This is a genomic window from Brevibacillus laterosporus (genome assembly GCF_030489605.1).
Classification (GTDB): Bacteria; Bacillota; Bacilli; order Brevibacillales; family Brevibacillaceae; genus Brevibacillus_B; species Brevibacillus_B laterosporus_E.
Genome location: NZ_JAUKFY010000003.1, coordinates 98,861 through 125,467, shown reverse-complemented (window position 1 = coordinate 125,467; position 26,607 = coordinate 98,861). Strand labels below are relative to the sequence as shown.

The 26,607-nt window shown below is 42.9% G+C and carries 27 protein-coding genes; all 27 read left to right on the top strand.

Annotated features, from left to right (window positions below; translation table 11 throughout):
• The first annotated feature begins 6 nt into the window (after positions 1-6).
• On the top strand, positions 7-369 hold the full coding sequence (locus tag QZ995_RS04260) for an ATP synthase subunit I (RefSeq protein WP_022586153.1): 363 nt from the start codon (positions 7-9) through the stop codon (positions 367-369).
• Positions 370-456: 87 nt separating this feature from the next.
• A complete protein-coding gene (atpB, locus tag QZ995_RS04255) occupies positions 457-1,299 on the top strand; it encodes a F0F1 ATP synthase subunit A (protein WP_301803521.1) in 843 nt (280 codons plus the stop codon).
• 35 nt (positions 1,300-1,334) lie between these two features.
• The gene (gene atpE, locus QZ995_RS04250; RefSeq protein WP_003334246.1) at positions 1,335-1,556 is read left to right on the top strand and encodes a F0F1 ATP synthase subunit C; all 222 of its coding nucleotides are present in this window, start codon (positions 1,335-1,337) and stop codon (positions 1,554-1,556) included.
• A 115-nt stretch (positions 1,557-1,671) separates the two neighbouring features.
• Positions 1,672-2,175, top strand: coding sequence for a F0F1 ATP synthase subunit B (gene atpF / locus QZ995_RS04245; protein ID WP_301803520.1), 504 nt, complete (start codon positions 1,672-1,674; stop codon positions 2,173-2,175).
• Positions 2,172-2,699, top strand: coding sequence for a F0F1 ATP synthase subunit delta (locus QZ995_RS04240; protein ID WP_301803518.1), 528 nt, complete (start codon positions 2,172-2,174; stop codon positions 2,697-2,699). The genes atpF and QZ995_RS04240 overlap by 4 nt, the downstream gene beginning before the upstream one ends.
• 29 nt (positions 2,700-2,728) lie before the next feature.
• Positions 2,729-4,240: a F0F1 ATP synthase subunit alpha gene (gene atpA, locus QZ995_RS04235; protein ID WP_301803517.1), complete on the top strand. Its 1,512-nt coding sequence runs from the start codon at positions 2,729-2,731 to the stop codon at positions 4,238-4,240.
• A gap of 76 nt (positions 4,241-4,316) precedes the next feature.
• Positions 4,317-5,183: an ATP synthase F1 subunit gamma gene (gene atpG / locus QZ995_RS04230; RefSeq protein WP_301803516.1), complete on the top strand. Its 867-nt coding sequence runs from the start codon at positions 4,317-4,319 to the stop codon at positions 5,181-5,183.
• Positions 5,184-5,234: 51 nt separating this feature from the next.
• On the top strand, positions 5,235-6,644 hold the full coding sequence (gene atpD, locus QZ995_RS04225; RefSeq protein WP_181747571.1) for a F0F1 ATP synthase subunit beta: 1,410 nt from the start codon (positions 5,235-5,237) through the stop codon (positions 6,642-6,644).
• Between the two features lie 25 nt (positions 6,645-6,669).
• Positions 6,670-7,074 carry a F0F1 ATP synthase subunit epsilon gene (locus QZ995_RS04220; protein WP_301803512.1) on the top strand — a complete coding sequence of 135 codons (405 nt, stop codon included), beginning with the start codon at positions 6,670-6,672 and terminating at the stop codon, positions 7,072-7,074.
• A 150-nt stretch (positions 7,075-7,224) separates the two neighbouring features.
• Positions 7,225-7,971 (top strand): DUF6042 family protein, encoded by a 747-nt coding sequence (locus tag QZ995_RS04215; RefSeq protein WP_301803510.1) that lies wholly within the window; start codon positions 7,225-7,227, stop codon positions 7,969-7,971.
• A 222-nt stretch (positions 7,972-8,193) separates the two neighbouring features.
• Complete coding sequence (locus QZ995_RS04210; RefSeq protein ID WP_301803509.1) at positions 8,194-11,499, top strand: S8 family serine peptidase; 3,306 nt, start codon at positions 8,194-8,196, stop codon at positions 11,497-11,499.
• A 260-nt stretch (positions 11,500-11,759) separates the two neighbouring features.
• Positions 11,760-12,131: an NADH-quinone oxidoreductase subunit A gene (locus QZ995_RS04205; protein ID WP_104031375.1), complete on the top strand. Its 372-nt coding sequence runs from the start codon at positions 11,760-11,762 to the stop codon at positions 12,129-12,131.
• On the top strand, positions 12,122-12,640 hold the full coding sequence (locus tag QZ995_RS04200) for a NuoB/complex I 20 kDa subunit family protein (protein WP_301803505.1): 519 nt from the start codon (positions 12,122-12,124) through the stop codon (positions 12,638-12,640). The genes QZ995_RS04205 and QZ995_RS04200 overlap by 10 nt, the downstream gene beginning before the upstream one ends.
• Entirely contained in the window at positions 12,637-13,593 is a 957-nt protein-coding gene (locus QZ995_RS04195; protein WP_301803503.1) for an NADH-quinone oxidoreductase subunit C, read from the top strand. The genes QZ995_RS04200 and QZ995_RS04195 overlap by 4 nt, the downstream gene beginning before the upstream one ends.
• Positions 13,594-13,595: 2 nt before the next feature.
• On the top strand, positions 13,596-14,717 hold the full coding sequence (locus QZ995_RS04190; RefSeq protein WP_301803500.1) for an NADH-quinone oxidoreductase subunit D: 1,122 nt from the start codon (positions 13,596-13,598) through the stop codon (positions 14,715-14,717).
• Complete coding sequence (gene nuoH / locus QZ995_RS04185; protein ID WP_301803497.1) at positions 14,718-15,725, top strand: NADH-quinone oxidoreductase subunit NuoH; 1,008 nt, start codon at positions 14,718-14,720, stop codon at positions 15,723-15,725.
• A gap of 46 nt (positions 15,726-15,771) precedes the next feature.
• A complete protein-coding gene (nuoI, locus tag QZ995_RS04180) occupies positions 15,772-16,185 on the top strand; it encodes an NADH-quinone oxidoreductase subunit NuoI (protein WP_301803495.1) in 414 nt (137 codons plus the stop codon).
• A 3-nt stretch (positions 16,186-16,188) separates the two neighbouring features.
• A complete protein-coding gene (locus QZ995_RS04175; RefSeq protein ID WP_301804086.1) occupies positions 16,189-16,695 on the top strand; it encodes an NADH-quinone oxidoreductase subunit J in 507 nt (168 codons plus the stop codon).
• 5 nt (positions 16,696-16,700) lie between these two features.
• Complete coding sequence (gene nuoK / locus QZ995_RS04170) at positions 16,701-17,012, top strand: NADH-quinone oxidoreductase subunit NuoK (protein WP_003334264.1); 312 nt, start codon at positions 16,701-16,703, stop codon at positions 17,010-17,012.
• Between the two features lie 24 nt (positions 17,013-17,036).
• Positions 17,037-18,953, top strand: a complete 1,917-nt coding sequence (gene nuoL, locus QZ995_RS04165) for an NADH-quinone oxidoreductase subunit L (protein ID WP_301803488.1) — start codon at positions 17,037-17,039, stop codon at positions 18,951-18,953.
• Positions 18,943-20,496, top strand: a complete 1,554-nt coding sequence (locus QZ995_RS04160) for a complex I subunit 4 family protein (protein ID WP_301803485.1) — start codon at positions 18,943-18,945, stop codon at positions 20,494-20,496. Before nuoL ends, QZ995_RS04160 begins: the two co-directional genes overlap by 11 nt.
• A 3-nt stretch (positions 20,497-20,499) precedes the next feature.
• Positions 20,500-22,020: an NADH-quinone oxidoreductase subunit NuoN gene (nuoN, locus tag QZ995_RS04155; RefSeq protein WP_301803482.1), complete on the top strand. Its 1,521-nt coding sequence runs from the start codon at positions 20,500-20,502 to the stop codon at positions 22,018-22,020.
• 271 nt (positions 22,021-22,291) lie between these two features.
• Complete coding sequence (locus QZ995_RS04150; RefSeq protein WP_003342326.1) at positions 22,292-22,531, top strand: DUF1146 family protein; 240 nt, start codon at positions 22,292-22,294, stop codon at positions 22,529-22,531.
• Positions 22,532-22,606: 75 nt separating this feature from the next.
• Complete coding sequence (locus tag QZ995_RS04145; RefSeq protein ID WP_301803479.1) at positions 22,607-23,356, top strand: YwmB family TATA-box binding protein; 750 nt, start codon at positions 22,607-22,609, stop codon at positions 23,354-23,356.
• 20 nt (positions 23,357-23,376) lie between these two features.
• The gene (gene murA, locus QZ995_RS04140; protein WP_301803477.1) at positions 23,377-24,711 is read left to right on the top strand and encodes a UDP-N-acetylglucosamine 1-carboxyvinyltransferase; all 1,335 of its coding nucleotides are present in this window, start codon (positions 23,377-23,379) and stop codon (positions 24,709-24,711) included.
• Between the two features lie 157 nt (positions 24,712-24,868).
• Positions 24,869-25,369 carry an Lrp/AsnC family transcriptional regulator gene (locus QZ995_RS04135; protein ID WP_003334271.1) on the top strand — a complete coding sequence of 167 codons (501 nt, stop codon included), beginning with the start codon at positions 24,869-24,871 and terminating at the stop codon, positions 25,367-25,369.
• The gene (locus tag QZ995_RS04130; RefSeq protein ID WP_301803471.1) at positions 25,366-26,541 is read left to right on the top strand and encodes an aminotransferase; all 1,176 of its coding nucleotides are present in this window, start codon (positions 25,366-25,368) and stop codon (positions 26,539-26,541) included. The genes QZ995_RS04135 and QZ995_RS04130 overlap by 4 nt, the downstream gene beginning before the upstream one ends.
• The last annotated feature ends 66 nt before the right edge of the window (positions 26,542-26,607 follow it).

Here is a 26,607-nt window from a genome sequence, read left to right as displayed (position 1 = left end):
TGTAGCATGCAAACATTCTATACTGCCGTACGTAATATCATCCGCTGTGTTTTATGGTCTATCGCCCTTATCGGGGTTCTATGGTTTCTCCTGCCTGATTATAGATTGTTTTTTCAGTCATTACTGTTGGGTAGCTTTGCAAGTCTTATCAATGGACTTCTCCTCTATCTGAAAGTATGGAAAATTACTGGTAATATAGGAAAAACCAAGGGAATAGGAATGGTGCAGAGGTTTGCAGTTACAATTATAGCAGTTTTTATAGCCCTAAGATTTCCAGAATTGTTTCAAATTATGGGAGTTATTATTGGACTGCTAGTATTTCAAGTGTTTTCGATTATTTTTGTGTATTACAATCTTAAAAATAGATAATTAGTTCAATATTTGTTAACTGTTTTTCAACAAGTTAAGAGGTAGAATAAAGAGTAAGCTCTTAAAAGGTTGACAAGGAAGTATTTTTTGAGGGAAAGGGGTGAACAAATTTTGGATCATTGGTCATTAAAATTTAAGCTCGGTGGACTTGTATTCGATATTCCGACCATGCTTATGATTACGTTGACAGCTATTTTGGTTTTTGTCCTACTGGTTGTTTTATCTCGCCAATTAACGACAGGTGTTCCAGGTGGAAGGCAAAACCTTCTAGAGTGGATTGTCGATTTCATCAATAACTTGGCAAGATCGGTTATGGATGCAAAAACGGCTGCAAGGTTTATTACACTTGCTGTAACAGTTTTTCTCTATATTATTCTGGGGAACTGGTTAGGGCTAGGTCTTAACGTAGTCACACTGCATCACAACGACCCTGCTCAAAATAAGGTAGTTAGCGAACAAGTTGTTGAGATGTTGACGATTTCTGGGACTCCTGAGGCTCAGGCTAAGAAAATCGAAAAAGTGGAACATTCACTTGAACCAGGTGGCCATGGTATACACATCGCATGGTGGAAATCTCCAACGGCTGCTGCAAGTGTGACCTTCTCGCTGGCGCTTACTATCCTTCTTTACTCTCAATACGTGGATATTCGTCGTCATGGGGTAGGTACGTACCTGAAGCATTTTCTTAACCCACTCCATATCCTTGAAGAACTGGTCATTAAGCCATTAACACTTCCACTTCGTCTATTTGGTAATATTTTTGCCGGGGAAGTTTTGATTGCCTTCTTAATGAGCACCGGTGTCTTTATTGGTAGTATCCCATTATTAGCGTGGCTTGGTTATTCCGTCTTCGTAGGGGCAGTTCAAGCTTATATCTTCACGACCCTTACAATCATATATATTTCGCAGAAAACGAATGATGGTCACTAATTTTTAATCAACAGAAACTGAGGAGGATTATTTTAATGAATACTTTGGCTTTAGCAATCGGTATTATCTTTGGTTTAGCTGCATTAGGTGGAGCTATCGGTAACTCACTAGTTATCTCTCGCACAATTGAAGGTGTTGCACGTCAACCAGAAGCTCGTGGTAGCTTGATGGGTCTTATGCTTCTAGGGGTAGGTCTTGTTGAAGCGGTGCCTATCATCGCGGTTGCGGTTGGTTTCATTCTTTATTCCCAAATGTAATTTTACGGGGCGAAGGCTAGCAGGCTAGGCCTTCGCCTTGTTTATGCAACAGTAAAAGATCAATGTTTTTTATCTTTACCAAAATACTCTTCTGAACCAGGAAGGAGTGAATAGCATGCTAGAGTTTGGAGCGGTAACCCTTGAAGGGGGCACGATGCTCTTTCAAGTACTCGCATTCCTGATACTTCTTTTAGTTGTTAGGAAATTTGCAGTTGGCCCTATAACACAAATCATGGAAAAACGTCGTCAATACGTTGCATCAGAAATTGAAGCAGCAGAACGTAACCGTAAAGAAGCGGAAGGACTACTAGCTGAACAGCGCCGCTTGTTAGATGAAGCTCGTCAGGAAACAAAAGCTCTAATTGAGCGTGCAACTCGTCAAGCACAAGAAGAAGAAGCGCGTATTAAGAAAGAGGCAGAAGAAACAGCGGCTCGTCTGAAAGCGGAAGCAAGTGCAGAAATTGCCCGCGAGACAGAGAAAGCTAAAGAAGAATTACGTACGCAAATGGCAAGTCTATCTGTTATGTTGGCTTCTAAAATTATTGAAAAAGAATTGGACGAAGCGACACAAAAATCCACGATTGATCAGTTCCTGAAACAAGTAGGGGATCGCTTATGAGTGGAGCATTAGCAAAACGTTACGCGCGTGCTCTGTTTGAGATTGCAGAAGAGCGTGGACTCATTGATCAAATCGAGGGTGAGTTAAAAGACCTTGCTGAAGCATTAAAACAGGTACCTGACTTCCATAAATTATTTACGCATCCTCGTATTGCCGTTGCTTCTAAGAAAGAGTTGCTGGAGGAGCTTTTCAAGGGAAAAGCTTCGCAGGAAGTAATCAACTTTCTTTTTGCGTTAGTAGACAACAAACGTGAAAGTGAATTCGAAGAAATAACCAGAGCATACGTAGAAATGGCCAACGATAAACGTGGCCTTGCGGATGCCGTTGTTACTACAGCTAAACCGCTGAGCCAGGAAGAATTAGAAGAGCTTGCTGCTCAGTTTGGTCAAATGCTGAATAAAAAGCTGCGCTTCGAAAGCGTAATAGACCCTACTATTATTGGAGGAGTCGTTGTAAAGATTGGCGATCGTTTATATGACGGTAGCTTGAAAACGAAATTAGAGCATTTTGCGCATCAAATATAAGACGCTGGGTTGAATGGGGTGAATCGTAAGTGAGTGCAATCAGACCTGAAGAAATTAGCTCGCTCATCAAAGAGCGCATCGCTAATTATAAAGCTGAGATCGAAATCGCTGACGTAGGTACGGTTATCACTGTTGGTGACGGTATTGCGCGCGTACATGGTTTGGAAAAAGCAATGGCCGGTGAGCTTCTTGAGTTCCAAAACGGCGTTATGGGTATGGTACTCAACTTGGAAAGCGATAACGTAGGGGTAATTATCCTTGGAGCTTTCCGTGACATTAAAGAAGGTGACACGGTTAAACGTACCGGCCGTGTAATGGAAGTGCCAGTAGGGGAAGCGCTATTAGGTCGCGTAGTTAACCCGCTTGGTCAACCGATTGACGGATTGGGTCCAATTGCGACTACGGAATTCCGTCCTATCGAAAACAATGCTCCTGGTGTAATGGCGCGTAAATCCGTTCATGAGCCATTGCAAACAGGTATTAAAGCTATTGACTCCATGGTACCGATCGGTCGAGGTCAGCGTGAGTTGATCATCGGTGACCGTCAAACAGGTAAAACATCTGTTGCTTTGGATACCATCATCAATCAAAAGGGTAACGGCATGATTTGTATCTACGTTGCCATTGGTCAAAAGCAATCAACAGTTGCTGGCGTAGTTGAAACACTTCGCAAGCATGGTGCTCTTGATTATACAATCGTTGTTTCCGCTACAGCTTCTGATCCAGCTCCATTGCTGTATTTAGCTCCTTATGCGGGTGTAACAATGGGTGAGTACTTCATGTACAAGGGCGGACATGTCCTATGTATTTATGATGACTTATCTAAACAAGCGGCAGCTTATCGTGAGTTGTCCCTATTGCTTCGCCGTCCTCCAGGTCGTGAGGCATACCCTGGTGACGTATTCTACTTGCATTCCCGCTTGTTAGAACGTGCAGCCAAATTATCTGATGAACTAGGAGCTGGTTCTCTAACAGCACTTCCTTTCATCGAGACGCAAGGTTCTGACGTATCTGCGTACATTCCAACGAACGTTATCTCCATCACAGACGGACAGATCTTCTTGGAAACCGATTTGTTTAACGCAGGTCAACGTCCAGCGGTTAACGCAGGTATCTCTGTATCCCGCGTAGGTGGTTCCGCACAGATTAAAGCAATGAAAAAAGTAGCTGGTCCACTTCGTTTGGACTTGGCACAATATCGTGAGTTGGCTGCATTTGCGCAGTTCGGTTCCGATTTGGATAAAGCAACGCAAGCTCGTTTGACTCGTGGTGAGCGTGTTGTTGAAATCCTAAAACAACCTTCATACCAACCAATGCCTGTTGAAAAGCAAGTTATCTCTATCTTCGCTGCGACAAAAGGCTTCCTGGACGAAATTGCTGTGGAAGACGTTCGCCGTTTCGAAAAAGAATTGCTTGCCTTCATCGACTCCAATAAACCACAGTTGTTCGAACATATCCGTACAACAAACGAATTACCGGATGAAAAAGAATTAGGAGCGGCGATCGAAGAGTTTAAAAAAGGCTTTGCTTCAAGCCGTTAATCTTCGGCATCGATAGATTTTGTGCATGCTGGGTTCAAATGAATTCAGCATGCATTTCCCAAGGTGGTGAAAATGAGTGGCTCAAGGTATTCGTGAAGTAAAACGACGTATAAAAAGCGTTAAAAACACGCGTCAGATCACGAAAGCGATGAAGATGGTGTCTACTGCAAAACTTCGCCGTGCCCAAGACCAAGCGCAAGCGGCTCGCCCGTATGCTCAAAAGGTTCAGGAGGTAGTAGCAAGTATTGCTTCAGGAAGCACTAGCTTTAAACATCCGATGCTTCAAACCCGTCCGGTGAAGAAGACAGGATATATCGTAATTACTTCTGACCGTGGACTCGCAGGAGGATATAACGGGAATATCATCCGTAAGGTTCTTCAGGCGGTTAACGAAAAGCATAAATCTAAAGATGAGTATGCGATCTTTGTTATCGGACGCAAAGGCCGCGATTTCTTTGTGAAACGTAACTATCCTGTTATTGAAGAGGTAGTTGGAATGCCGGAAAACCCTAGTTTTTCTGACATTAAGCAAATTGCGTACACAGCAGTTAAATTATATGCGGAAGAGAAGATCGACGAACTTTATCTTTGCTATAACGAATTTGAATCTGCTATCTCGCAAGTTCCACAGGTGAAACGCCTGTTGCCACTTCAATCAATTGAATCGGATTCACAGGCCTCTACAGTTAACTATGATTATGAGCCTTCTGCAGAAGAGGTTCTCGCAGTGCTTTTGCCAAAATATGCGGAAACGCTAATCTATAGTGCTGTATTGGATGCGAAAGCTTCAGAGCACGGAGCGCGTATGACCTCGATGGGTAATGCGACTGATAATGCATCTGATATTATCGATCGTTTGACACTCTTCTATAACCGTGCTCGTCAGGCAGCCATCACGCAAGAAATCTCCGAGATTGTTGCGGGTGCGAACTCACAAGTATAACAAAGACAGTTATAAAGGCTTCCAATTAGCTTTTAGGAGGGAAGATTTAAGATGGCGAAAGGGCGCGTAGTTCAGGTAATGGGACCGGTTGTTGACATTGAATTCGACAATGGTCATCTGCCTGCTATCTATAATGCGATCAAAATTTCTTATAAAGCACAAAGCTCCGGAGAACGCGACATTGATCTAGTATGTGAAGTTGCGCTTCATTTGGGAGATAACCAAGTTCGTACAGTTGCGATGTCTTCTACAGACGGTTTAATCCGCGGCATCGAAGCAATCGACACAGGTGCACCAATTTCTGTACCTGTAGGTGAAGTTACATTGGGCCGCGTATTTAACGTATTAGGCGATCCTATTGACGAAGTAGAAATGAACGATGTTCCTCGTCGTGATCCGATTCACCGTCCAGCACCTGCTTATGAAGACCAAGCAACTTCTACTGAAATCCTAGAAACAGGTATCAAGGTTGTTGACTTGCTAGCCCCATACGTAAAAGGTGGTAAAATTGGTCTGTTTGGTGGTGCGGGTGTAGGTAAAACCGTACTAATTCAGGAATTGATCAACAACATCGCGCAAGAGCACGGCGGTATCTCTGTATTCGCTGGTGTAGGTGAACGTACTCGCGAAGGTAATGACCTTTACCACGAAATGAAGGATTCCGGTGTTATCGCTAAAACAGCGATGGTATTTGGACAAATGAACGAACCACCAGGTGCACGTCTACGTATCGCACTGACTGGTCTTACAATGGCTGAGTATTTCCGTGATGAAGAAGGCCGTGACGTACTTCTGTTCATCGATAACATTTTCCGTTTCACGCAAGCTGGTTCTGAGGTATCCGCCCTACTTGGACGTATGCCATCTGCGGTAGGTTACCAACCAACACTTGCTTCTGAAATGGGTAGCTTGCAAGAGCGTATCACTTCCACGAAAAAAGGTTCTGTTACTTCTATTCAAGCGATCTACGTACCAGCGGATGACTATACTGACCCAGCACCTGCTACTACGTTTGCTCACTTGGATGCAACAACTAACCTGGATCGTGGTATTTCCGAGTTGGGTATCTATCCAGCGGTTGACCCGTTAGCTTCTACTTCTCGTGCACTAGCACCTGACATTGTAGGTCAAGAACACTATGAAGTAGCTCGCGGCGTACAGACAATCCTACAACGTTATAAGGAATTGCAAGATATCATCGCGATCCTAGGTATGGACGAGTTAAGCGATGAGGACAAACAAACCGTAGCGCGCGCACGTCGTGTACAACGTTTCTTGTCCCAGCCTTTCCACGTTGCTGAACAATTTACTGGATTCCCTGGTAAATATGTACCAGTTAAGGAGACTGTACGTAGCTTTAAAGAAATTCTTGATGGTAAACATGATGATTTGCCAGAGTCAGCTTTCCTATTCGTAGGTACGATTGAAGAAGCAGTTGAAAAAGCAAAGAACATGAAGTAAGACAACCCTGAAAGGGGAGACGGTAATGAGCAAAATGGTAATAGAGATCGTTACTCCTGAACGGGTTGTCTATAGCGGAGAAGCCACAATGGTAATTGCACGAGGCGTCGAAGGTGAGTTGGGTATTCTCCCTAACCATACGCCGCTAGTGACTCCGTTAAAAATTGCTCCTGTTCGGATTAAGCAAGAAGGCGACAAAGAGACTGTAATCGCAGTTAGCGGCGGCTTCATGGAAGTTCGCGGCCAAAAGGTAACGATTTTAGCAGAAGCAGCAGAGCAATCAACCGACATTGATACAGCTCGTGCAGAATTAGCAAAACAACGTGCCGAAAAACGTCTCAATGAGAAGTTTCCAGATCTTGACGTTCATCGCGCTGAGTATGCCCTACAACGCGCAATCGTACGTTTAGATGTGGCACGCCACAAGTAAGCGAAAATCCCCAGGCATTTTAATATGCTTGGGGATTTTCCTTTGGAAGTTGGAAATCTGCCTCTAGTTATGTGTATAATAAACCTAATGTACTCTAAGATTACTAAGAGGTACTCTGTGAAACGCAGTTGTGGATAAGGAGAGTGTAATATGCAAACGATACAAGATCTTCGCACAAAAGGTAGCGATGATATTATTATTCCGAAAGGCTATGACATGCATGGCTGGAGCACCGTGTTCTCTCATGAGATGAACGTATTGTTTAAAGCCGTTTGCTATGCGGTGAGCAAGCTAGAGACAAAAGAAGAAATGTTAGAGTCCATCTATTCTACCAGAGCATTGGAAGGAACTTTCGATACATTGGATAAAAATAAATTCCATGACGAAGAGAACTATGAAAACTATGTGGCTCTATTGGAGAAGTATGCTAACTTTTTGAAGCGCTCTAACTATGAGTATCCGGCAACAGCTCAGGAAGCGTTAGATATGTTCATTAAGTGGGGACTAGTAATTGATAAAGGAACTAGCCTAGATGTACCAGTAGATCCTTTCCCAGAAGTAGCAGATACATTCGAGCTTCGTGATGATGAGATGTTTGCTTTGTATCACATTCGTTTGGAGTCGTTAATTCATCCAGTGTTCAGCCAGTTAGTAATGTATCTGCATGAAAAAGAAGAGAATGAATTCGCGTTATCCAAAAATGAGATCAAGGAAATTCTAGGAGGCATTAACGATAATATGCTAATAGAAGTCTTGATCAAATTAACACCATATCTGGAAGAGCCAATTGAACATTTCCAAGAGATCCCAGATAATGAAAAAATGGAATTCAAAGTGGTATGGGAGCGTATTTACGAGGATTTCTTGGGTACAGATAATCCACAAGCTCTTCAATAAACGTTAGTCAATATACAAATTTAACCATAAAAAATTAAAAATGGCTGCTCTTAACGTATAGACAATTATACGGAAGGGCAGTTTTTTTTAATTTTGTAAAAACATGACTTTAGACCTAAAGGAATAAAGAAAAATATAGAGAAATTAATATCTACTGATTTTTTAGAAAACTCAGTATGCTATTATATTTTTTTAATTGATTATTTTTAGGAGGGATCATAGTTGTTACGAAAACCTAAAAAGATTACGTCAATAGCACTAGCTACTAGCTTGTTGCTAGGAGTTATCCCGTATAATGTTATGGCGGCAACTCCAAAAGAAGGTCTAGAATTGGACGCCTTATTAGACGTTAACGAGTTAACAAAGGCAAAGGTAACGGGAGAAACTGATGAGGAAGTTTCTACTGGCCCTGCGTACATATCTCCTGCTTTGGACACCAAGTCTTCTAAAATGGTGACGGTTATCGTCCAGTTAAAAGCTGACCCAGTTGTTGTAACAAAAGGAAAGTCGAAAAGTTCTGAAAGAGAAGCTCGTTCACTCGTATCTGATGATCAGGATGATTTTGAAGGACTTATTGAAGATAAGGGCCTTGATGTAGATATCGAGAAGAAGTTTGAAGAAGTATTTAATGGAATGGTAGTGACTCTGCCTGCAAATGAAATCCCTAAGCTGGCTGAACTGCCTAATGTAAAAGCCGTTTATAACAACATTAACTACTATTCCCAACCAGAGGTAGAGGTTGTATCGGAGACTGCCGACCTACCGCCGGGAAATTATGACGCGAACCCTCTGAAAGCAATGAAAATACCTGAGATGTGGAAGCTAGGCTACACTGGCAAAGGCTTAAAAGTAGGTGTTATTGATACCGGTGTAGACTATTTGCACCCTGACTTAAAGGATGCCTATAAAGGTGGCTATGACTCCTACGATGATGATGATGACCCATACGAGCAAAAGCCAATCCCAGTGGAAGAAGATCCAGAGGGGAAAGGTTATAAAGGCTCACATCACGGTACTCACGTAGCCGGCACAATTGTGGGGCGAGCTTCCAATAAAACATCCGACGTTCATGTTCGTGGAATTGCCTATGAGGCTGACCTTTATTCATACCGTGTATTAGGACGACATGGTGGAAGCTCGGCTCAAGTAATTGATGGTATTGAACGTGCTGTTAAAGATGGCATGGATGTTATCAATTTGTCGCTAGGCTCTGATTTGGAAAAGAACTCTGACTCACCTGATGCTATCGCATTAAATAATGCTGTATTGGCTGGGGTTATTCCAGTAGTAGCTAACGGAAATGCTGCTAATAATAATCCAAATCAATATTATTACACAGCCGGATCTCCAGCAGGAGCCAAATTAGTTATTTCTGTAGGAGCAACTACACCGCCTGTAGAGTTGTATACCAGTACAGCTACTACCTCCTTCGGTAAAAACTATGAGTTTAAAGTAGCAAGTTATGAAACAGGTCTAAATGATTTTGCGAAGATAGTGGGTACAGAAACCCTCCCGCTTGTATTTGCTAACCTAGGACTGAATGCTGATTTTGCTAAAGTAGATGTGAGGGGCAAAGTGGTTTTAGTTTCACGTGGTGGAATAGCCTTTGTGGACAAGATTTCCAACGCGAAAAAGGCGGGAGCAAAAGCTATTATTATTTATAATGGCAATGATGCAAATGGAGACGGCATTGCGGATCCGGATCCAGTAGGTCGTGACGATTACTTTAATTCCTATCTTGGCGATCAAATGGATGCAATTCCTACCTTTGATATGAAAGGAAAAGAAGGCCGTGAATTGGTGAAGCAAATTCAAGCTGATCCAAGCAAAGCTACCATTACATTTAGCAGCGAGTATCCTAAGACTGTAGAAAAAGGCGATCTAATGGCTGACTTTAGTTCGCGTGGACCGGCTATGGATGATGAGTACTCGATTAAGCCAGATGTTTCGGCTCCAGGGGTAAGCATCTTGTCAGCTAAGCCAACATGGAAAAAGGATTTCCCAGATGCGAATTACGATCATGCATACCAGCGCCTAAACGGTACAAGTATGGCTACACCGCATGTGGCAGGTCTGGTGTTGCTTTTAAAACAGGCTCATCCAGATTGGACGCCATTTGATGTAAAGGCGGCTATGGCTAATACTGCTGTTGAGATCAAGGATGGCAATGGTGTTCTATATGATGTGTATTCCCAAGGCTCTGGTCGTGTAGATGGTTTGGCAGCGCTAAAAACACCAGCTCTGCTACAAACAGTTGAAAAGACCAAAATCCTAGATAAAAACATGAATGAAAAGTATGTTACCAACTACGGAACAAATGTCAGCTTTGGCTTAGTTTCCAGAGACATGAAAAAACCGTTAGTTAGAACCCTTCAATTAAAAAATACTTCTGATGAAGAGGTTGAATATGAAGCAGAAGTTATTATGCACGAGAAGGTAACGTCTGTACCAGGAAAACCAGAGACAACTACTAATACGGACAACCTGAAAGTGAAGCTGTCAGAGGATGACTTTACCGTAAAACCTGGAAAGTCCGTACAATTTAATTTGCAGGTAGAGGCTAAGAAAAAAGTAAAGGACGGCGTATATGAAGGCGAAGTTCGTCTGAAGAGCAAGGATGGACACCCTGACTTGCATCTGCCGTTTGTTATTCATGTAGGTGACGAAAGAGAAGAAAATAAATTCGGCTTTGATAGCTTTAAGCTCTCCAGCACTCAGATTAATCCCGATTCACTCACTTTCTCTGCATCTGCCGACTTGCAGGCAAAGGATATTAATCTCATTGAGCTACAGCTTTGGGGTCTAAATGACGAGAAGCTAGGTACAATGGCTGTAGAGAAAAAGACAGACAAAAAAGGAAATCTTCAGTTGTTGAAACCAGGAAAGCTTTCCTTTAAAAATCTAACTGGGGAATATGTAAGTGCAAAAACTGGTAAACTGACAAAGCCGGAAAACGGGAAATATAAAGTAAGAATCTTTGGATATCAGTATGATCCAGAAAACCCAGTTGAAAAAGAGGACGATATAAAAATTAAATATGAGGCTTGGAGCGCTATTTCGATTCAAGGTGCAGTTGATGAAGAAGGCCGTGAAGATATCAGGGAATTAGTTAACGAAGCAGCCGAAGATTTCTCTGCAAAGATCGTCAATGTAAGCGAATTGAATAAGCAAGTGTTAAAGCTACCGAATGAAACAGATGAAATTACTTATAAAGTAGTAGAAAGCTCTAACCCTGATTTGATCGACAACGATGGCTTCCTAGTAAAATTGCCAAAGAAAAAACAGAAAAAACCAGTGTATCTTACCGTTTATGTATCTTCTGTAAAGGTGCCTTCGATTAAAAAGGCAGTTGTTGTAGACGTATTGCTGCAACCGAATAAAGGTAAGGGAGAAGGAAAGGGCAGACTTCCTGCTCCAAGCGAAGTAGAAGAACAAGTTGAACAACAAGTTGAACAACAAGTTGAGCAACAACCTGAACAGCAAACCCAACAAACTGAGCAGCAAGTAGCCGAACCTACTGTTCAGTAGGATTTGCATTTTTAGAAGGTACTAACGCCAAGTAACCAAGGGTCTTACCTGCACATCTCTGTTGCGGGTAAGACCCTTATATTTTATTAGTGCAATATTTTTTCATAAAATAAACAAAAATCTGATAAAATAAGTATATAAATGTACGTAGGCTAATAAAAGTCTGAGTGTTTGTAAGGGCTTTCGTTGTACAGAAATGTACTGATTTGCTATAATTATGAAGAAATTCGAAGACCTACAGCACAATGGAGGGAAATAAGATGGATGCTATTTATGCAAACAATTATGTGATTGTTGCCATCTTTCTGCTTCTTGGTGTGTTGCTTCCAGTTGCCACGGTAAGCATCATTGGGCCTCTATTACGTCCAAATAAACCGAATGCTGAAAAGCAAACAACATACGAGAGCGGAAATATCCCGATTGGAGACAGTTGGGTTCGTTTTAACGTAAAGTATTATATTTTTGCTCTACTGTTCGTTATTTTTGATGTTGAAACGTTGTTTTTGTATCCGTGGGCAGTCGCTTTTAATGAATTAGGGCTTTTTGCTCTCGTGGAAATGTGTATCTTCATTGTTCTTCTGATTATTGGCCTGTTGTACGCATGGAGAAAGAAGGTGCTTGAATGGAATTAGATTTGAAAAGCATCGAACCAGATTTACAGGAAGAATTAAATCGGAATGTTCTGCTTACGAGTTTAGAGACATTAAAGGGATGGGTAAGAAGCAACTCGCTATGGCCGCTTACGTTTGGATTAGCCTGTTGCGGGATTGAAATGATGGGGACAGGCGGTTCTCACTATGATCTAGATCGATTCGGCGTCATTTTTCGCCCTTCTCCTAGACAGTCGGATGTGATGATTGTAGCTGGAACAGTCACCAAAAAAATGGCGCCATTATTAAGACGCTTGTATGATCAGATGCCTGAACCAAAATGGGTTATTGCCATGGGTTCCTGTGCTACGGCGGGTGGTCCCTACATCAAATCGTATAGTGTAGTAAAGGGTGTTGATCAAATATGCCCTGTGGATGTTTATATTCCAGGTTGCCCGCCAAGTCCAGTTGCGTTGATCTATGGTATTAATAAATTACAAGAAAAAATCCGCTATGAAGCAAAGACCGGAAAGCGGGTGGATCAGCAATGAGTGAAGAAAAAAGAAAGCCTACACCTGAAGAAAAGGCAGCAGCAGTGGCGGAAGCGAAGGCAAAAGCGGCCGCGGCTGTAAAAGCTAAATTGGCACGGCAAGCACAAGCTAATGCAGCTGATGAAGAAACAAATAAACACTCAACACAAACAATGACACAAGATGAGCCTTCTTCTAGCTCTTCCGTACCCGATGAACAAGCGATAGCGAAAGCCAAGGCAGCGGCAGCAGCAAAGGCAAAGGCGGCAGCGGCGGCCAAAGCAAAGCTAGAAAGTGGCGCCACGACTACAGAAAACCCTGCGCAGTCTGCTCAAGAAAAAAATACACAAGCAAGTGAAGAAGTAACCACAGGACTACCTACAGAGGCTGATACAGATGCCAAGGCTAAAGCAGCAGAAAAAGCGAAAGCAGTAGCAGCCGCGGCGGCAAAGGCGAAATCAAGCGAAGAAACTGTAACAGCAGAAGTTCCCCCCTCGAAGAATCAACCCTACCTAGATCGTTTTGTACAAATCATTACAGAGAGATTTGGCAAAGAAAGCATCGAAGAATCCTACGTTAACGTTTTATCAAAAGAAGTTCCCACCATGACGATAAAAAATCAGCTTTGGCATGAAATTGCACTCTTTTTAAAGCAGGAGCCTAGCTTACAATTTGATTACCTTTCCAATCTGCACGGCGTCGATTATGAAGACCGGATGGAAGTCTACTATCATCTGTATTCGTATGCGCATCAGCAAAGCCTGGCCATTAAGGTGAAAACTACGCGTGAAGCACCGTCTGTGGCTTCTGTTGTAGATGTGTGGCGAGGAGCAGATTGGAATGAGCGAGAAACATATGATTTGTTAGGAATCGACTTTATTGGACATCCCAATCTGGTTAGAATCATGATGCCGGATGAGTGGGTTGGACATCCGTTGCGTAAAGATTATGAGCCTTTTGATGAGGGGGTATAACCTTGAGTACTCCAGTGACGACTAGTATTCGCACAGAAGAAATGATCCTGAATGTTGGACCTCAGCATCCAAGTACCCATGGAGTATTTCGTTTAATTGTAAAGATAGACGGGGAAACCATTAAAGAAGCCATTCCTGTAATGGGCTATTTGCATCGTGGCACAGAAAAGCTAGCTGAGAATCTGACATACACGCAAATCATTCCCTATACAGATCGACTGGACTATCTCTCGTCTATGACCAATAATTATGTGTTGTGTCATGCCGTTGAAACGATGATGGGACTAGAAATTCCGGAAAAGGCTGAGTATTTACGTGTAATTGTAATGGAGCTAAATCGTGTTGCCAGCCATTTGGTTTGGTGGGGCACCTATCTTTTGGACATCGGGGCGATGGGGCCATTTTTGTATGCGTTCCGCGATCGAGAAACCATTATTAATTTGTTTAACGAGATTTCTGGGGCACGTTTGACGTACAATTATATGAGAATTGGCGGAGTAAAATGGGATGCCCCTCCTGGATGGATTGATAAAGCAAAGGCATTTGTTCAATATCTGAAAAAGGAATTGGCTAATTACCACCTTTTGGTGAGCGGGAATGAAATTTTTATTAGCCGATTGACCGGTATTGGTACTTATGATCGTCAAACGGCTCTTGATTATTCTCTGTCCGGTGTCATGCTTCGCTGTACAGGAGAGAATTGGGATATTCGTAAAAATGAGCCATACTCCATTTACGATCGGTTTGAATTTGATGTTCCTGTATCTACAGATGGAGACTGCATGGCTCGCTATCATTTGCGGCTCCAAGAAATTGAGCAATCACTGCGAATTTTAGAGCAAGCTCTAGATCAATTTCCCTCAGAAGGAGAGGTTATCGGCAAAGTTCCTCGAGTGATTCGGCCGCCGGCAGGAGAAGCATACGTACGAATTGAAGCACCGCGTGGAGAATTAGGTGTGTATATTGCTAGTCAGGGTAAGGATAAGCCATGGAGAATGAAACTGCGAAGACCATCCTTTGTAAATTTGCAGATTTTACCTTCCTTATTGAAAGGTGTTAATATGTCCAATATGGTGGCCATTTTGGGTAGCATTGATATTGTGGTCGGGGAGGTAGATGCATAAATGACTAGTTGGCTTCAACAGACCCCATCATTTACCAATGTTTTACTGTTCTCCATGGCAGCAATAGTGTTACTGTTGGTGGTGCTTGCTTTTGTTACATATGCGATCTATTTTGAACGAAAAGTAATTGGCTGGATGCAATTGCGCTATGGTCCTAATCGTGTAGGTCCACTAGGGCTTTTACAAACGGTATCTGATGTTGTCAAATTGCTTATTAAAGAAGATACTCGGCCAAAAAATGCAGACCGTGCCCTGTTTACGCTGGCTCCTATTTTGGCATATGCTCCTGCGTTTGCGGTATTGGCGGTTATGCCATTTACGGATAAACTGCAATTTGCCGACTTAGGGATTGGGGTTTTGTATTACATTGCCTTGTCTGGTATATCAGTCATGGGTGTCATTACGGCTGGATGGGCTTCTAATAATAAATATTCCTTAATTGGCGGCATGCGTTCGGCAGCGCAGATGATTAGTTATGAGGTGCCGCTGGTTATGTCAGTTGTGGGTGTTGTTTTAATGACTGGCAGCCTTAATCTAAAAGATATCGTCTATGCACAGCAGGACATGTGGAATATTATTCCGCAAATATTAGGATTTGGTGTATTCTTAATTGCAGCACAGGCGGAATTGAATCGTTCCCCGTTTGATTTGCCAGAAGCTGAGTCGGAGCTTGTCGCAGGGTATCATGTGGAATACTCTGGCTTCCGTTTTGCCATGTTTATGTTATCAGAGTACGTGTACATGTTTGGCATGGGGGCATTGATTACGATTCTGTTTTTGGGTGGATGGTTGCCTGTTCATCCCAGCCTGAGCTTTATTCCGCCGGTTATTTGGTTTATCCTTAAATTTATGTGCTACGTATTTTTGCAGTTCTGGATTAGGGCTACGATGCCTCGATTCCGTGCAGACCAATTAATGGGCTTTGCTTGGAAAGGGCTTCTACCAATCGCTCTATTGAATATCTTGCTTACGGCTGTAGTCATCTCATTTCAAAAAGGTTTTATGTAGAGTTTTAGCTATAAGCTATCTATTTTGATAATGAGGAGGAATTTACGTGCTAGGATTTGCCAAAGGCCTAGGATACACGCTCAAAAAGCTATCTGAGAAGAAGTTAACGACGATGTACCCAGATGTACCCTTCCAGATGCCGCCTCGATTTCGGGGAATCCAGCATTTCTCTCCGGAAAAATGTATCGTTTGCAATCAGTGCGCCAGGATCTGTCCGACTGAGTGCATTCAGCTAACCGGGAAGCCGCATCCTGATCCCGAGAAAAAAGGTAAAATCATTGATACGTATGATATTAATTTTGAAATTTGTATTTTATGCGATCTATGTACGGAGGTCTGTCCAACAAATGCAATCGTCATGACTAATAATTTTGAGCTTGCAGTGTATAGTCGAGATGAATTGTACAAGGATTTAAAATGGTTGGACGATAACAATACCAATGTGAGGGAGGAAAACTAATTGATAAGCGGGTCGTATGCCGTGTTCTTTATACTGGGCCTTCTGACCATTGGTGGGGCGATTTTTATGATTAACTTTAACCGAGTAGTTCATATGGTGATCTCTATTGGGGTAACGTTTATTAGTATTGCAGGCTTGTTTGTACTGCTGGGTGCTGAATTCGTTGCTGTTTCCCAAATATTGGTCTATTCAGGGGCGATCTCGATTCTGATGTTATTCGGAATCATGCTGACAAAGCACAATGCGACAGAAGAAGGGAAAAAACGAAGAGCACGGTTTTGGTTTAGCTTGGCAGGAGTTGTGACGTTGTTTACAACGATTTTTACGGCCATTCAATACACAAACTGGTCTTCTGTGCCGGCAAGAACCCCTAATCCATCTGTTAGTAACGTCAAGGAAATCGGAATCGAAGTATTTACAAAGTTCGTAATTCCGTTTGAATTGCTGTCTGTGCTGTTACTAGTAGCTTTGGTAGGCGCAATCGTGTTGGCTAAGAAAGAGGAGGAGTAACACAGATGGATATTCATATCTCTTCTTATTTGCTTGTTGCCCTCATTTTATTTTGTGTTGGGCTGTTCGGAGCATTGACCAAACGAAATGCCATTATCGTCTTGCTCTCCATTGAGCTTATGCTGAATGCTGTAAATATTAATTTAGTAGCATTCTCGAAATATGGTTTGCATGCGGCTGTTACTGGTCAAATATTCACTTTGTTTACCATGACGGTAGCTGCGGCAGAGGTGGCTGTTGGGATTGCAGTATTGATCGCTCTCTATCGTAATCGTGATACGGTGAACGTTGACGAGATGGATAAATTAAAAGATTAACCAGGAAAAAGGATAGGTGAAAATATGGAAACAAGTATGCAGTACGCTTGGCTCGTACCGCTTTTTCCTCTGATCGCTTTTGCCATCATCCTCTCGTTCGGACGGCAATTAAAAGAGGGAGCGGGGTACATAAGCATTCTATTGACGGCGGCATCTCTGGTGTTGGCTTGTATTACGTTCGTGGCTCGTTTTCAGGAAGGGGCACAGGATTACGTACTCAGCATTAAATGGCTCCAAGTAGGGGATTATGTGATTCCTGTAGGCTTTGAAGTCAATCAATTAAACGCTATGATGCTGGTGATCGTTTCTGTTGTGAGCTTGTTAGTACAAATTTATTCGCGTGGATATATGCAAGGAGATCAGCGTTTTCCAGTGTTTTATCAATATTTAGCGCTATTTACCTTCTCCATGCTTGGTTTGGTGATCTCACCAAATCTCCTGCAACTCTACATTTTTTGGGAGTTGGTGGGCGTTTGTTCTTTCCTTTTGGTAGGGTATTACTACTTTAAACCAGAGGCTAAGGCGGCGGCGAAAAAAGCTTTTATCGTCACACGAATAGGCGATGTTGGATTATTCATTGCCATTTGCCTGCTGTTTTGGCAAACAGGACGCTTTGAATTCGACGATATTTTTACAGCTATTCAGGGCGGGAAAGTAGAACCGTTTGTCATTACCTTAGCTGCTATTCTCATTTTTGTCGGAGCGGTAGGAAAATCAGGTCAATTTCCGCTCCATACATGGTTGCCTGATGCGATGGAAGGCCCAACGCCTGTGTCTGCTTTAATTCATGCGGCCACAATGGTAGCCGCTGGGGTATATCTGGTTGCGACAACATTTCCACTATTTATTGAGTCGCCAATCGCCTTAGACGTAGTGGCATACGTTGGTGGATTCACTGCCATTTTTGCCGCCTCTATTGGACTGACGCAGCGTGATATTAAACGGGTTCTTGCCTACTCTACAGTCAGTCAGCTTGGCTTTATGATGATGGCATTGGGAGTAGCGGGGGCTGCCGGTTATGTGGCAGGAACCTTTCATCTGATGACGCATGCTTTTTTTAAAGCGTTATTATTCCTTGCCGCAGGTAGCGTGATACATGCGGTGCACACCCAGGACGTGTTTAAAATGGGTGGTTTATCGAAGCGTATGCCGGTTACATCCGTTGTTTTTTTGATCGGTTGTCTTGCTATAGCTGGCATCCCTCCCTTCTCGGGCTTCTGGTCGAAGGAAGAGATTCTCGGTGCGGTGTATATAGCCGGTCGATATGACTTATTAATCATTGCGATTGTAGCTGCATTCTTTACCGCTTTTTATATGTTCCGTTTGTATTTTCTTACGTTTAGAGGAGCGCCTGCTTCTGAAGGGGCTAAAAAAGCATATGAATCACCAAGTGTCATGACGATTCCAATGCTTCTGCTAGCTTTGTTGGCAATTGGTGCCGGGTTTATTAATCTACCAAATGCACCTGTGCTAGGGGAGTGGATGATGAGTGGCTCTGTGGGTCAGTTCATTATCGATAAATATGGAGAGGAATCTGGGCATAGTGCACTATGGTTGCAGATTGTAGCTGTACTTATTTCGTTGTTTGGAATAGGACTCGCTTATCTGATGTATGGCAAAAAAAATCTGCCAACCGATATTATATCCGAACAACTGCCATGGCTTTATCAGCTTTCGTACCGTAAATTTTACATCGATGAGCTCTATACCTTTGTATTTATTCGTCCGCTAAAAGGCATTGGTCTTGCTTTTAACTGGCTGGATTACTACATCATTGGAGGTCTGGTTAGAAGCATTGGCAGATTGACCAACATGGTTGGAAGGTTACTAAGCCGCTTACAGTCTGGTCAGATGCAGACCTATGGCTTTGTAGTCTTGCTGGGGCTCGTAGTTCTCATGGTCAGTCTTACGGCGCTGGGAGGTGTTCCTTTTGTTAAATAGCTATCTGTTATCACTCCTGACGTTTTCGCCTATTCTGGCTCTCTTGATCTTATTGTTCGTTCCCAAGCAGCAGGTTAGCATTGTTAAGCAAATTGGGGTTCTGGGAACGTTGGTGCCGTTGATTTTGGCATTCATGATGTTTGGTGCCTTTGACTATCAACAGAGAGGCAGTCAATTTGAGGAACATGCAACATGGATTCAAATACCTGCTTCCATCACAGCCGATCAACAATTATACAATTTGCATATTGATTATGAAATGGGTGTAGATGGAATTTCCATGCCTTTAATCCTGATGACAGCTATTATTGGAACACTAGCGGCTGTAGCATCGTGGGGGGTAAAAAAGAGGGCGAAAGAGTATTTTATATTCTTTCACCTGTTATTGATCGGGATGTTTGGGGTTTTTGCTGCTCAGAATTTGCTTTTGTTCTTCTTGTTCTTTGAGATCACTCTGGTAGCTATGTACTTCCTCATTGGGATTTGGGGTTACACAGATCGAGAAAAAGCGGCAAATCGGTTTCTTCTATATAACGGGATCGGTTCAGCTCTCATGTTGGTCGGATTTATCACCTTGTTTTTTGTGAGTGCAATCGTGACACAAGAACCGACTATGAGCATTCCCGCGCTGACAGAAGCACTAACCCAGCCGAACAATGCATTTATTGAACATGTTCCAGAGACATTCCGCTGGGGATTGTTCCTGATACTATTTATCGCTTTTGGAATTAAGCTTCCGATCTTTCCTTTCCATACGTGGATGCTAAGAGTGCATGTTCAGGCTCCGCCGGCTATCGTCATGATTCACTCTGGTATCCTCTTAAAAATGGGTGCATACGGGCTGTTACGCATGGGGATTGGATTTTTTCCCGAGACAGTTCAATATTTTGCGACAGGAATGGCAATTTTGGGGTTAGTTAATATTTTGTACGGGGCAGCGCTTGCCTTTGTCCAAAAGGATTTGAAAATGGTGCTAGCCTACTCCAGTATTAGCCACATGGGTATTATCTTATTAGGATTTGCTTCTATGAATCAGTTTGGTTTTCAAGGAGCTTTATTCCAAGTGATATCACATGGCTTTATTTCAGCGCTCATGTTTTTTTTAGTGGGAATCATTTGGGACCGCACGGGTACTTCCAAGCTAGATCAGCTAGGTGGATTAGCTAAGTCAATGCCTTTTGTAAGTGGTGTTTTCTTAGCGGCTGGGATGGCTTCCTTAGGATTGCCGGGGATGTCGGGCTTTGTCAGTGAGTTTTTTGCTTTCCTAGGTCTGTTTGCGAGTCAGCCTGTGTTAGCGGCGATTGGTTCCTTAGGTATTATCTTTACTGCAGTCTATGTGTTGCGTGCCGTGCTGGCGATAACCTATGGACCGACAAAGGAGAAGCATCTGGATTTGGCCGATGCACAGCCTCTGGAGGTAATTCCAATTGTTGTATTGCTTGGATTTATCATTCTGATCGGTGTTTATCCAGCGATGTTAAGCAATCCCTTGCAAGAAACGCTTAAAACGATTGTCATCCATGTGACGGGAATAGGAGGGTAAACGATGGACGTAAAAGATATTTTTTCCTATAACTGGAGCTATCTCCTGCCCGAGTTTACGATTCTTGGTTTTGCCACTGTCCTGTCCATAGTTGACTTGATTGCAGGTAAGCGTCTGAATCGGACTATCATGGGTTGGCTATCACTGCTTGGCGTGCTTATCGCTGGGTACTTTATTGTATCTAATGTAACTTCGCTCAAAGAACCTGTCATATATATGGCAGACATGATGCGTGTTGATCATTTTGGCAGTGCATTTAAACTGATATTGTTAGCAGGGGTTGCGTTTGCTTTACTAATGTCGATCAGCTATATCAAAAAAACAGATGAGGTTGTCCATTCCGGAGAGTTCTACTATTTAATGCTAATGGGACTGGTTGGCTGCATGGTGATGGCCTCTTCGGCTGACTTAATCACATTATTCGTAGGGCTAGAGCTGCTCTCCTTGGCATCGTATATCATGGTTGGCATGCGGAAAAAACGGACCGACAGCAACGAATCTGCCTTTAAATACGTAGTAGCAGGGGGGATTGCTACAGCCGTTACGCTGTTTGGAATGTCCTATCTATACGGATTTAGCGGTACAACCAATCTGTACGAAATGACCCAACGTTTGTCAGAAGCATACCAAAGTGGATTCGGTCCAATGATTTTGATCGGTTTTGTCTTTCTCGCGGCAGGTTTGACGTTTAAAATCTCAGCGGTTCCTAATCATATGTGGGCACCTGACGTGTATCAGGGAGCCGCTACGCCAGTTACCGCTTTTTTGGCGGTCGTTTCCAAGGGAGCTGGTTTTGCGCTTCTCATTCGCGTAATGATTTTAAGTTTTGCCGGTCTATTTAATCAAGAAACCAATCAAAGCGTCTTTGGTGGGATGCTATGGCTTCTATCTATCGTAGCCGGCTTGTCTATGATTGTCGGAAATACGCTGGCGCTACGACAAAAAAATGTGAAGCGTCTCATGGCATACTCTGGGATAGCCCAAGCAGGCTACCTGCTAGTACCACTGGTTATTTTGCATCAGACCTTTTTCTTTGAGCAAATCATTTTCTATCTAGTTGCCTACCTGATGATGGCTTTTGGTGCTTTTGCACTCATTATGGTGGTGACAGAGGATAGAAAAACACAGGATATTAAAGCCTTTGCCGGTTTATACCATCGTTCTCCGTTGGCGGCAGTGGCTATGACACTATTCTTGCTTTCATTAGCAGGGATTCCTATTTCCGCAGGCTTCTTTGGGAAGTTTTATATTTTCCTAAGCGCAATTGGCAGCGGCAGCTTCTGGCTTGCAGGAATCATGCTGGTGACGAGTGTCGTTTCTTATTATTACTACTTTGGAATCATTCGACAGATGTATATGAGAGCAGGGGAGACGGAGGAGGCATTGCGGTTGCCGATAGGAGTAACAATCATTGTAGTGCTGGCGGCGCTTGGAACCTTTGTCTTCGGAGTTGTGCCGGAGGTTCTCATCCAGTACATCCATACTCACTTTAATCCAATGTTTAATTGGGGCGATATGCTGTAAGCAAGAATGTCAGGGAATAGAGAAAACACAGAGGATGGCTATCGGCTGTCCTCTTTTTATTAGAAAAGGCGTATGTTTGTTCTGTCCTACTAATGGATCAGAGGCGGAGAAATCGTTAATTTTTTTAATGCCTGTAAAGTTTCTAACATCTCTATGATATCTAGCGCCTTTTCCTTTCAATGCCAACAGGTCTATGGTAAAGTAGTAAAAGAATTCACGCAGGGAAACATTACAAAAATGGAAAATGAGTTTATAGAAAGAAGTGAGAGTTTTGTTGCTCGGTTCAAATGGACTTTACTCCTTGATGATGATTCTTATTTCTGTCATCTGTATAGGTATTAGCTGGTGGGCTATACAAGCTTTTCGCTTTGATCTATTTGTAAAACGTGCAGATAGTGCCCAGACCAAGCTATTACAAATCTTGCTTTCCATTGTTATCGGACATGGAGTAGCACGTTTTTTCATGGACTATTTAGGTTATTCTCTGTTACTGAATCAATTGTTTCAGTAGATTGGTATAACCCTCCAATTTTACGTACACAATGACTAGTAAGATATAGAAAAAGTGTACGGGGAGAGGGAAAGAATGAAAAAGCACATATCTATGGTCTATGTTGTCTTGTCGCTTATTGGACTGTTTGTTGCAAGTGGATTTTCCTATTGGACACAAGTAACCGAAGCATCTGTGGCAACGCAGTTAATAGAAGCTGCCGAAGCCACTGAGGCTACCATAACCGACATTGAGCATCGGACCAGTATACGGCTTGCACCTCTTAGCACTGCTACAGAGTTTCTTTCTCTCGGTCATGAATGGAGCGGTATTCTGGGGATACCTTCTGCACAAGCAGTAACCGCAGAGGGAAAACAGCTCATCTATCAAACCGAAGGAAAAGTGGGTCAAACCAAGCTTCATATTCGCTTGATAGGATTACCTGAACCCCATAACATCAGCGTATATTTGGTGATCTCGTTGGAAGGGAAGCGGATTCATGCGCAAGATATTGAGAGGGCGTATGAAAAAGTTGTGGCTGAGACCAAAAGAAGGGGTCTGATTCCGCAATTTAGCACTTGTATTCGCGGAATATACAGTGATACACTGAGTGATGGTTGGCAGGAGGCTAGAATTAATAAGGTTTTTGCCCTCCTCCAAGCAAAAGAAGTTGAGCGATTACAGGATGAATCTGTGACTAGTATTTCGGGCTTTACCGCGCAATGGAAGCCGTATATAATAACCAACGATCAGAAAATGAATGTGCAAGTAGCGACACATGTAGATTCGTTGAACCAATTGACTAGGATCACGTTAGGGACACCTATCATCACAGCGGAATACTAAGCACGCGGAGGGGTATAACATTGGAAAAAATTATTGTCCGCGGTGGTAAGGCATTAGCAGGAAACGTAAAGGTTTCTGGTGCGAAGAATGCGGTTCTACCGATTATTGCTGCATCTATTTTGGCAGAAGAAGGAATATCTATCATTCATGACGTTCCTGGATTGGATGATGTCCATACAATTTGTGAATTGCTTAAAACCCTGCAAATTGACATTACATATCAAAATGAAATGTTAACCATTAATGCGACTGATTTAAAGGGTGTGGAAGCGCCTTATGAATTGGTGCGCAAAATGAGAGCATCATTCCTTGTAATGGGACCTTTGCTTGCGCGTAAAGGAAAAGCTCGTATTGCGTTGCCTGGTGGATGTGCGATTGGTACGCGTCCAATTGATCAGCACCTTAAAGGTTTTGAAGCGATGGGTGCTAAAATTGAGATTGGCCAAGGATTTATTGAAGCGAATGTTAATGGTCGCCTGCAAGGAGCAAAAATCTATCTGGATGTTGCGAGTGTAGGGGCTACTGAAAATATTATGATGGCTGCATGTCTAGCTGAAGGAACAACGATTATTGAAAATGCAGCGGAAGAGCCAGAGATTGTTGATTTGGCAAACTTCTTAAACAGCATGGGCGCTAAAATTCGTGGAGCTGGTACAGGTTCCATTCGAATTGAGGGTGTAGAGAGCATGAAGGGCTGCACACATTGTGTGATCCCTGACCGCATTGAAGCCGGAACCTTCATGGTGGCAGCAGCTATTACAGGTGGAGACGTGTTTATTGAAGGAGTTATTTCCGATCATGTCAAATCTGTAACGGCTAAGCTTCGTGAAATGGGTGTTACTGTAGATGAACAAGAAAACGGCATTCGTGTTACTCGCAAGGGTCCATTGAAAGCAGTAGACTTGAAAACATTACCGCATCCAGGGTTTCCAACTGATATGCAGTCGCAAATGATGGCGTTACAGCTTGCTTCAGAAGGGACAAGCATTATTACGGAAACTGTCTTTGAAAATCGTTTCATGCATGTCGAGGAATTTAGACGCATGAGTGCTAATATTAAAATTGAAGGTCGCAGTGCAATTGTCGAAGGGAATGTGCCACTCACTGGTGCTAAAGTGAGTGCTACTGACCTGCGTGCCGGTGCTGCACTGATTTTGGCTGGACTGATTGCTGAAGGTGAGACAGAAGTAGGCGGCTTGCATCACCTTGACCGAGGCTATGTGAACTTCACTGAAAAATTGCAAATGCTAGGTGCAAATGTAAAGCGTGTGAAGGTAGAAGAGCAAGTAGCTCCAAGCTCTGAAAAAGTAACAGCGAAATCCTTGAAAGTAAATCTATCTCCTAATTTTGCGTAACGTATAAATTAGGCTGGATAAGTCTGGGGATCCCTTGCCTTATGGTAAGGGATTTTCTACATTTGTACTGGGATGAGTTCGAAACCCGTGGTAAGATGATGGATAAGCAAAAAAACTGATAACAAAATCAGCATATAATGGATGGGAGAAGAAGATCATGGAGACTGTGAAAAGCAAAAAACTGCTAATGCTCCTGGAAGAAAATTGCCGACTGAGCAATAAGCAACTTGCACTCTTGTTGGATAGTACAGAAGAAGAGATTGAAGCAGAAATTAAGCGTCTGCAATCTGAGAAGATTATTGTGAAATATCCAGCACTGATCAATTGGGATCGTGTAGAGGATAATCATAATGTAACAGCCATGATTGATGTAAAAGTAACACCGATTCGCGAGGTTGGTTTTGAAAAGGTGGCAGAGCGCATCTCGCGTTTTCCTGAAGTAAAGGCCGTATACCTGATGTCAGGAGCTGGATATGATATTTCAGTAGTATTAGAAGGCAAAACAATGCATGAGGTTGCTAACTTTGTTACGAAGAAATTAGCTGTTTTAGATAACGTTGTTTCTACAGCGACTCATTTTATTTTGAAGCGCTACAAGCACGATGGTACCATTTTAGAAGATAATGATGACGATCGCAGGATGGTGGTAACGCCATGAGTCAGGTGACGAATAAAAGCCGTTTGTCAGCCATCGTAGGAGAACTTAAACCTTCTGGCATTCGCCGCTTTTTTGATTTGGCAGCTTCTATGGAAGGTGTCATTTCTCTAGGGGTAGGAGAGCCTGACTTCGTGACGCCTTGGCGTATTCGTGAGGCATCTATCTCCTCTTTGGAATGCGGCTATACGGCTTATACCTCCAATGCAGGACTCATGGATTTGCGAAAAGAGATCCAGCGCTACACAGAGGAGCTAATCGGTGTTTCCTACGACCCTGCCAAAGAAATTATGGTGACAGTAGGGGCAAGTGAAGCGATTGATATTGCGCTTCGAGCCATTATTAATCCAGGTGACGAGGTGCTGATTGTTGAGCCATGCTATGTTTCCTACGAGCCTGTCATTCGTTTGGCTGGCGGGGTGCCTGTCTTTTTGCACACGTATGCAGAAAATCAATTTAAACTGACACCACAGGAACTAGAAGCCAAAATTACGGAGAAAACTCGCGCGATTATTTTTTGTTATCCGAACAATCCGACTGGCAGCATTATGAGCTTGGAGGAATGGAAGGAATTAGAGCCGATTTTAACTAAGCATGATTTACTCGTCCTCTCTGATGAAATTTATGCTGAGCTAACCTTTGACCAAAAGCATGAGAGTATTGTGAGCTTACCAGGAATGAAGGAGCGTACGATTCTGATTTCTGGATTCTCTAAATCTTTTGCTATGACAGGCTGGCGTCTCGGTTATGTCTGTGCTCCGGAAGATTTATTGCAGGGTATGTTAAAAATCCATCAATATACGATGCTTTGCGCCCCGATCACTGGACAGATGGGAGCTTTGGAAGCCTTGCGTGGAGGGCGTGACGATGTAGATCGCATGGTAGAGAGCTATTGCCAACGCCGTAATTTTGTTGTAAATAGCTTCTCTGAAATGGGACTTTCATGCCATAGACCAGCGGGAGCCTTCTATGCCTTTCCATCTATCGCTTCTACTGGATTAGCATCCGCTGAATTTGCAGAGCGTTTGCTTATGGAAGAAAAGGTAGCAGTTGTTCCAGGCGATGTATTTGGTACTAGCGGAGAGGGATATATTCGTTGTTCATATGCCACATCCTTTGAACAATTGGAGAAGGCGTTAGAGCGTATGAGTCGCTTCGTAGAACGTCTCTCTTAACTTGCTTTTTCTAATCTTGTAAATCGTTCTATCCTCTTGCCTTCATTCATAGACTAGTACAGCAGC

What these genes read in the sequence shown, in the direction of transcription:
- QZ995_RS04205 (WP_104031375.1), top strand. Translation starts at nt 11,760, where the DNA reads ATGGATGCTATTTATGCAAACAATTATGTGATTGTTGCCATCTTTCTG.
- QZ995_RS04200 (WP_301803505.1), top strand. Translation starts at nt 12,122, where the DNA reads ATGGAATTAGATTTGAAAAGCATCGAACCAGATTTACAGGAAGAATTA.
- nuoK (WP_003334264.1), top strand. Translation starts at nt 16,701, where the DNA reads ATGGATATTCATATCTCTTCTTATTTGCTTGTTGCCCTCATTTTATTT.
- QZ995_RS04260 (WP_022586153.1), top strand. Translation starts at nt 7, where the DNA reads ATGCAAACATTCTATACTGCCGTACGTAATATCATCCGCTGTGTTTTA.
- nuoH (WP_301803497.1), top strand. Translation starts at nt 14,718, where the DNA reads ATGACTAGTTGGCTTCAACAGACCCCATCATTTACCAATGTTTTACTG.
- nuoN (WP_301803482.1), top strand. Translation starts at nt 20,500, where the DNA reads ATGGACGTAAAAGATATTTTTTCCTATAACTGGAGCTATCTCCTGCCC.
- atpE (WP_003334246.1), top strand. Translation starts at nt 1,335, where the DNA reads ATGAATACTTTGGCTTTAGCAATCGGTATTATCTTTGGTTTAGCTGCA.
- atpD (WP_181747571.1), top strand. Translation starts at nt 5,235, where the DNA reads ATGGCGAAAGGGCGCGTAGTTCAGGTAATGGGACCGGTTGTTGACATT.
- QZ995_RS04240 (WP_301803518.1), top strand. Translation starts at nt 2,172, where the DNA reads ATGAGTGGAGCATTAGCAAAACGTTACGCGCGTGCTCTGTTTGAGATT.
- QZ995_RS04215 (WP_301803510.1), top strand. Translation starts at nt 7,225, where the DNA reads ATGCAAACGATACAAGATCTTCGCACAAAAGGTAGCGATGATATTATT.
- QZ995_RS04195 (WP_301803503.1), top strand. Translation starts at nt 12,637, where the DNA reads ATGAGTGAAGAAAAAAGAAAGCCTACACCTGAAGAAAAGGCAGCAGCA.
- QZ995_RS04130 (WP_301803471.1), top strand. Translation starts at nt 25,366, where the DNA reads ATGAGTCAGGTGACGAATAAAAGCCGTTTGTCAGCCATCGTAGGAGAA.
- nuoL (WP_301803488.1), top strand. Translation starts at nt 17,037, where the DNA reads ATGGAAACAAGTATGCAGTACGCTTGGCTCGTACCGCTTTTTCCTCTG.
- QZ995_RS04145 (WP_301803479.1), top strand. Translation starts at nt 22,607, where the DNA reads ATGAAAAAGCACATATCTATGGTCTATGTTGTCTTGTCGCTTATTGGA.
- QZ995_RS04135 (WP_003334271.1), top strand. Translation starts at nt 24,869, where the DNA reads ATGGAGACTGTGAAAAGCAAAAAACTGCTAATGCTCCTGGAAGAAAAT.
- atpF (WP_301803520.1), top strand. Translation starts at nt 1,672, where the DNA reads ATGCTAGAGTTTGGAGCGGTAACCCTTGAAGGGGGCACGATGCTCTTT.
- QZ995_RS04220 (WP_301803512.1), top strand. Translation starts at nt 6,670, where the DNA reads ATGAGCAAAATGGTAATAGAGATCGTTACTCCTGAACGGGTTGTCTAT.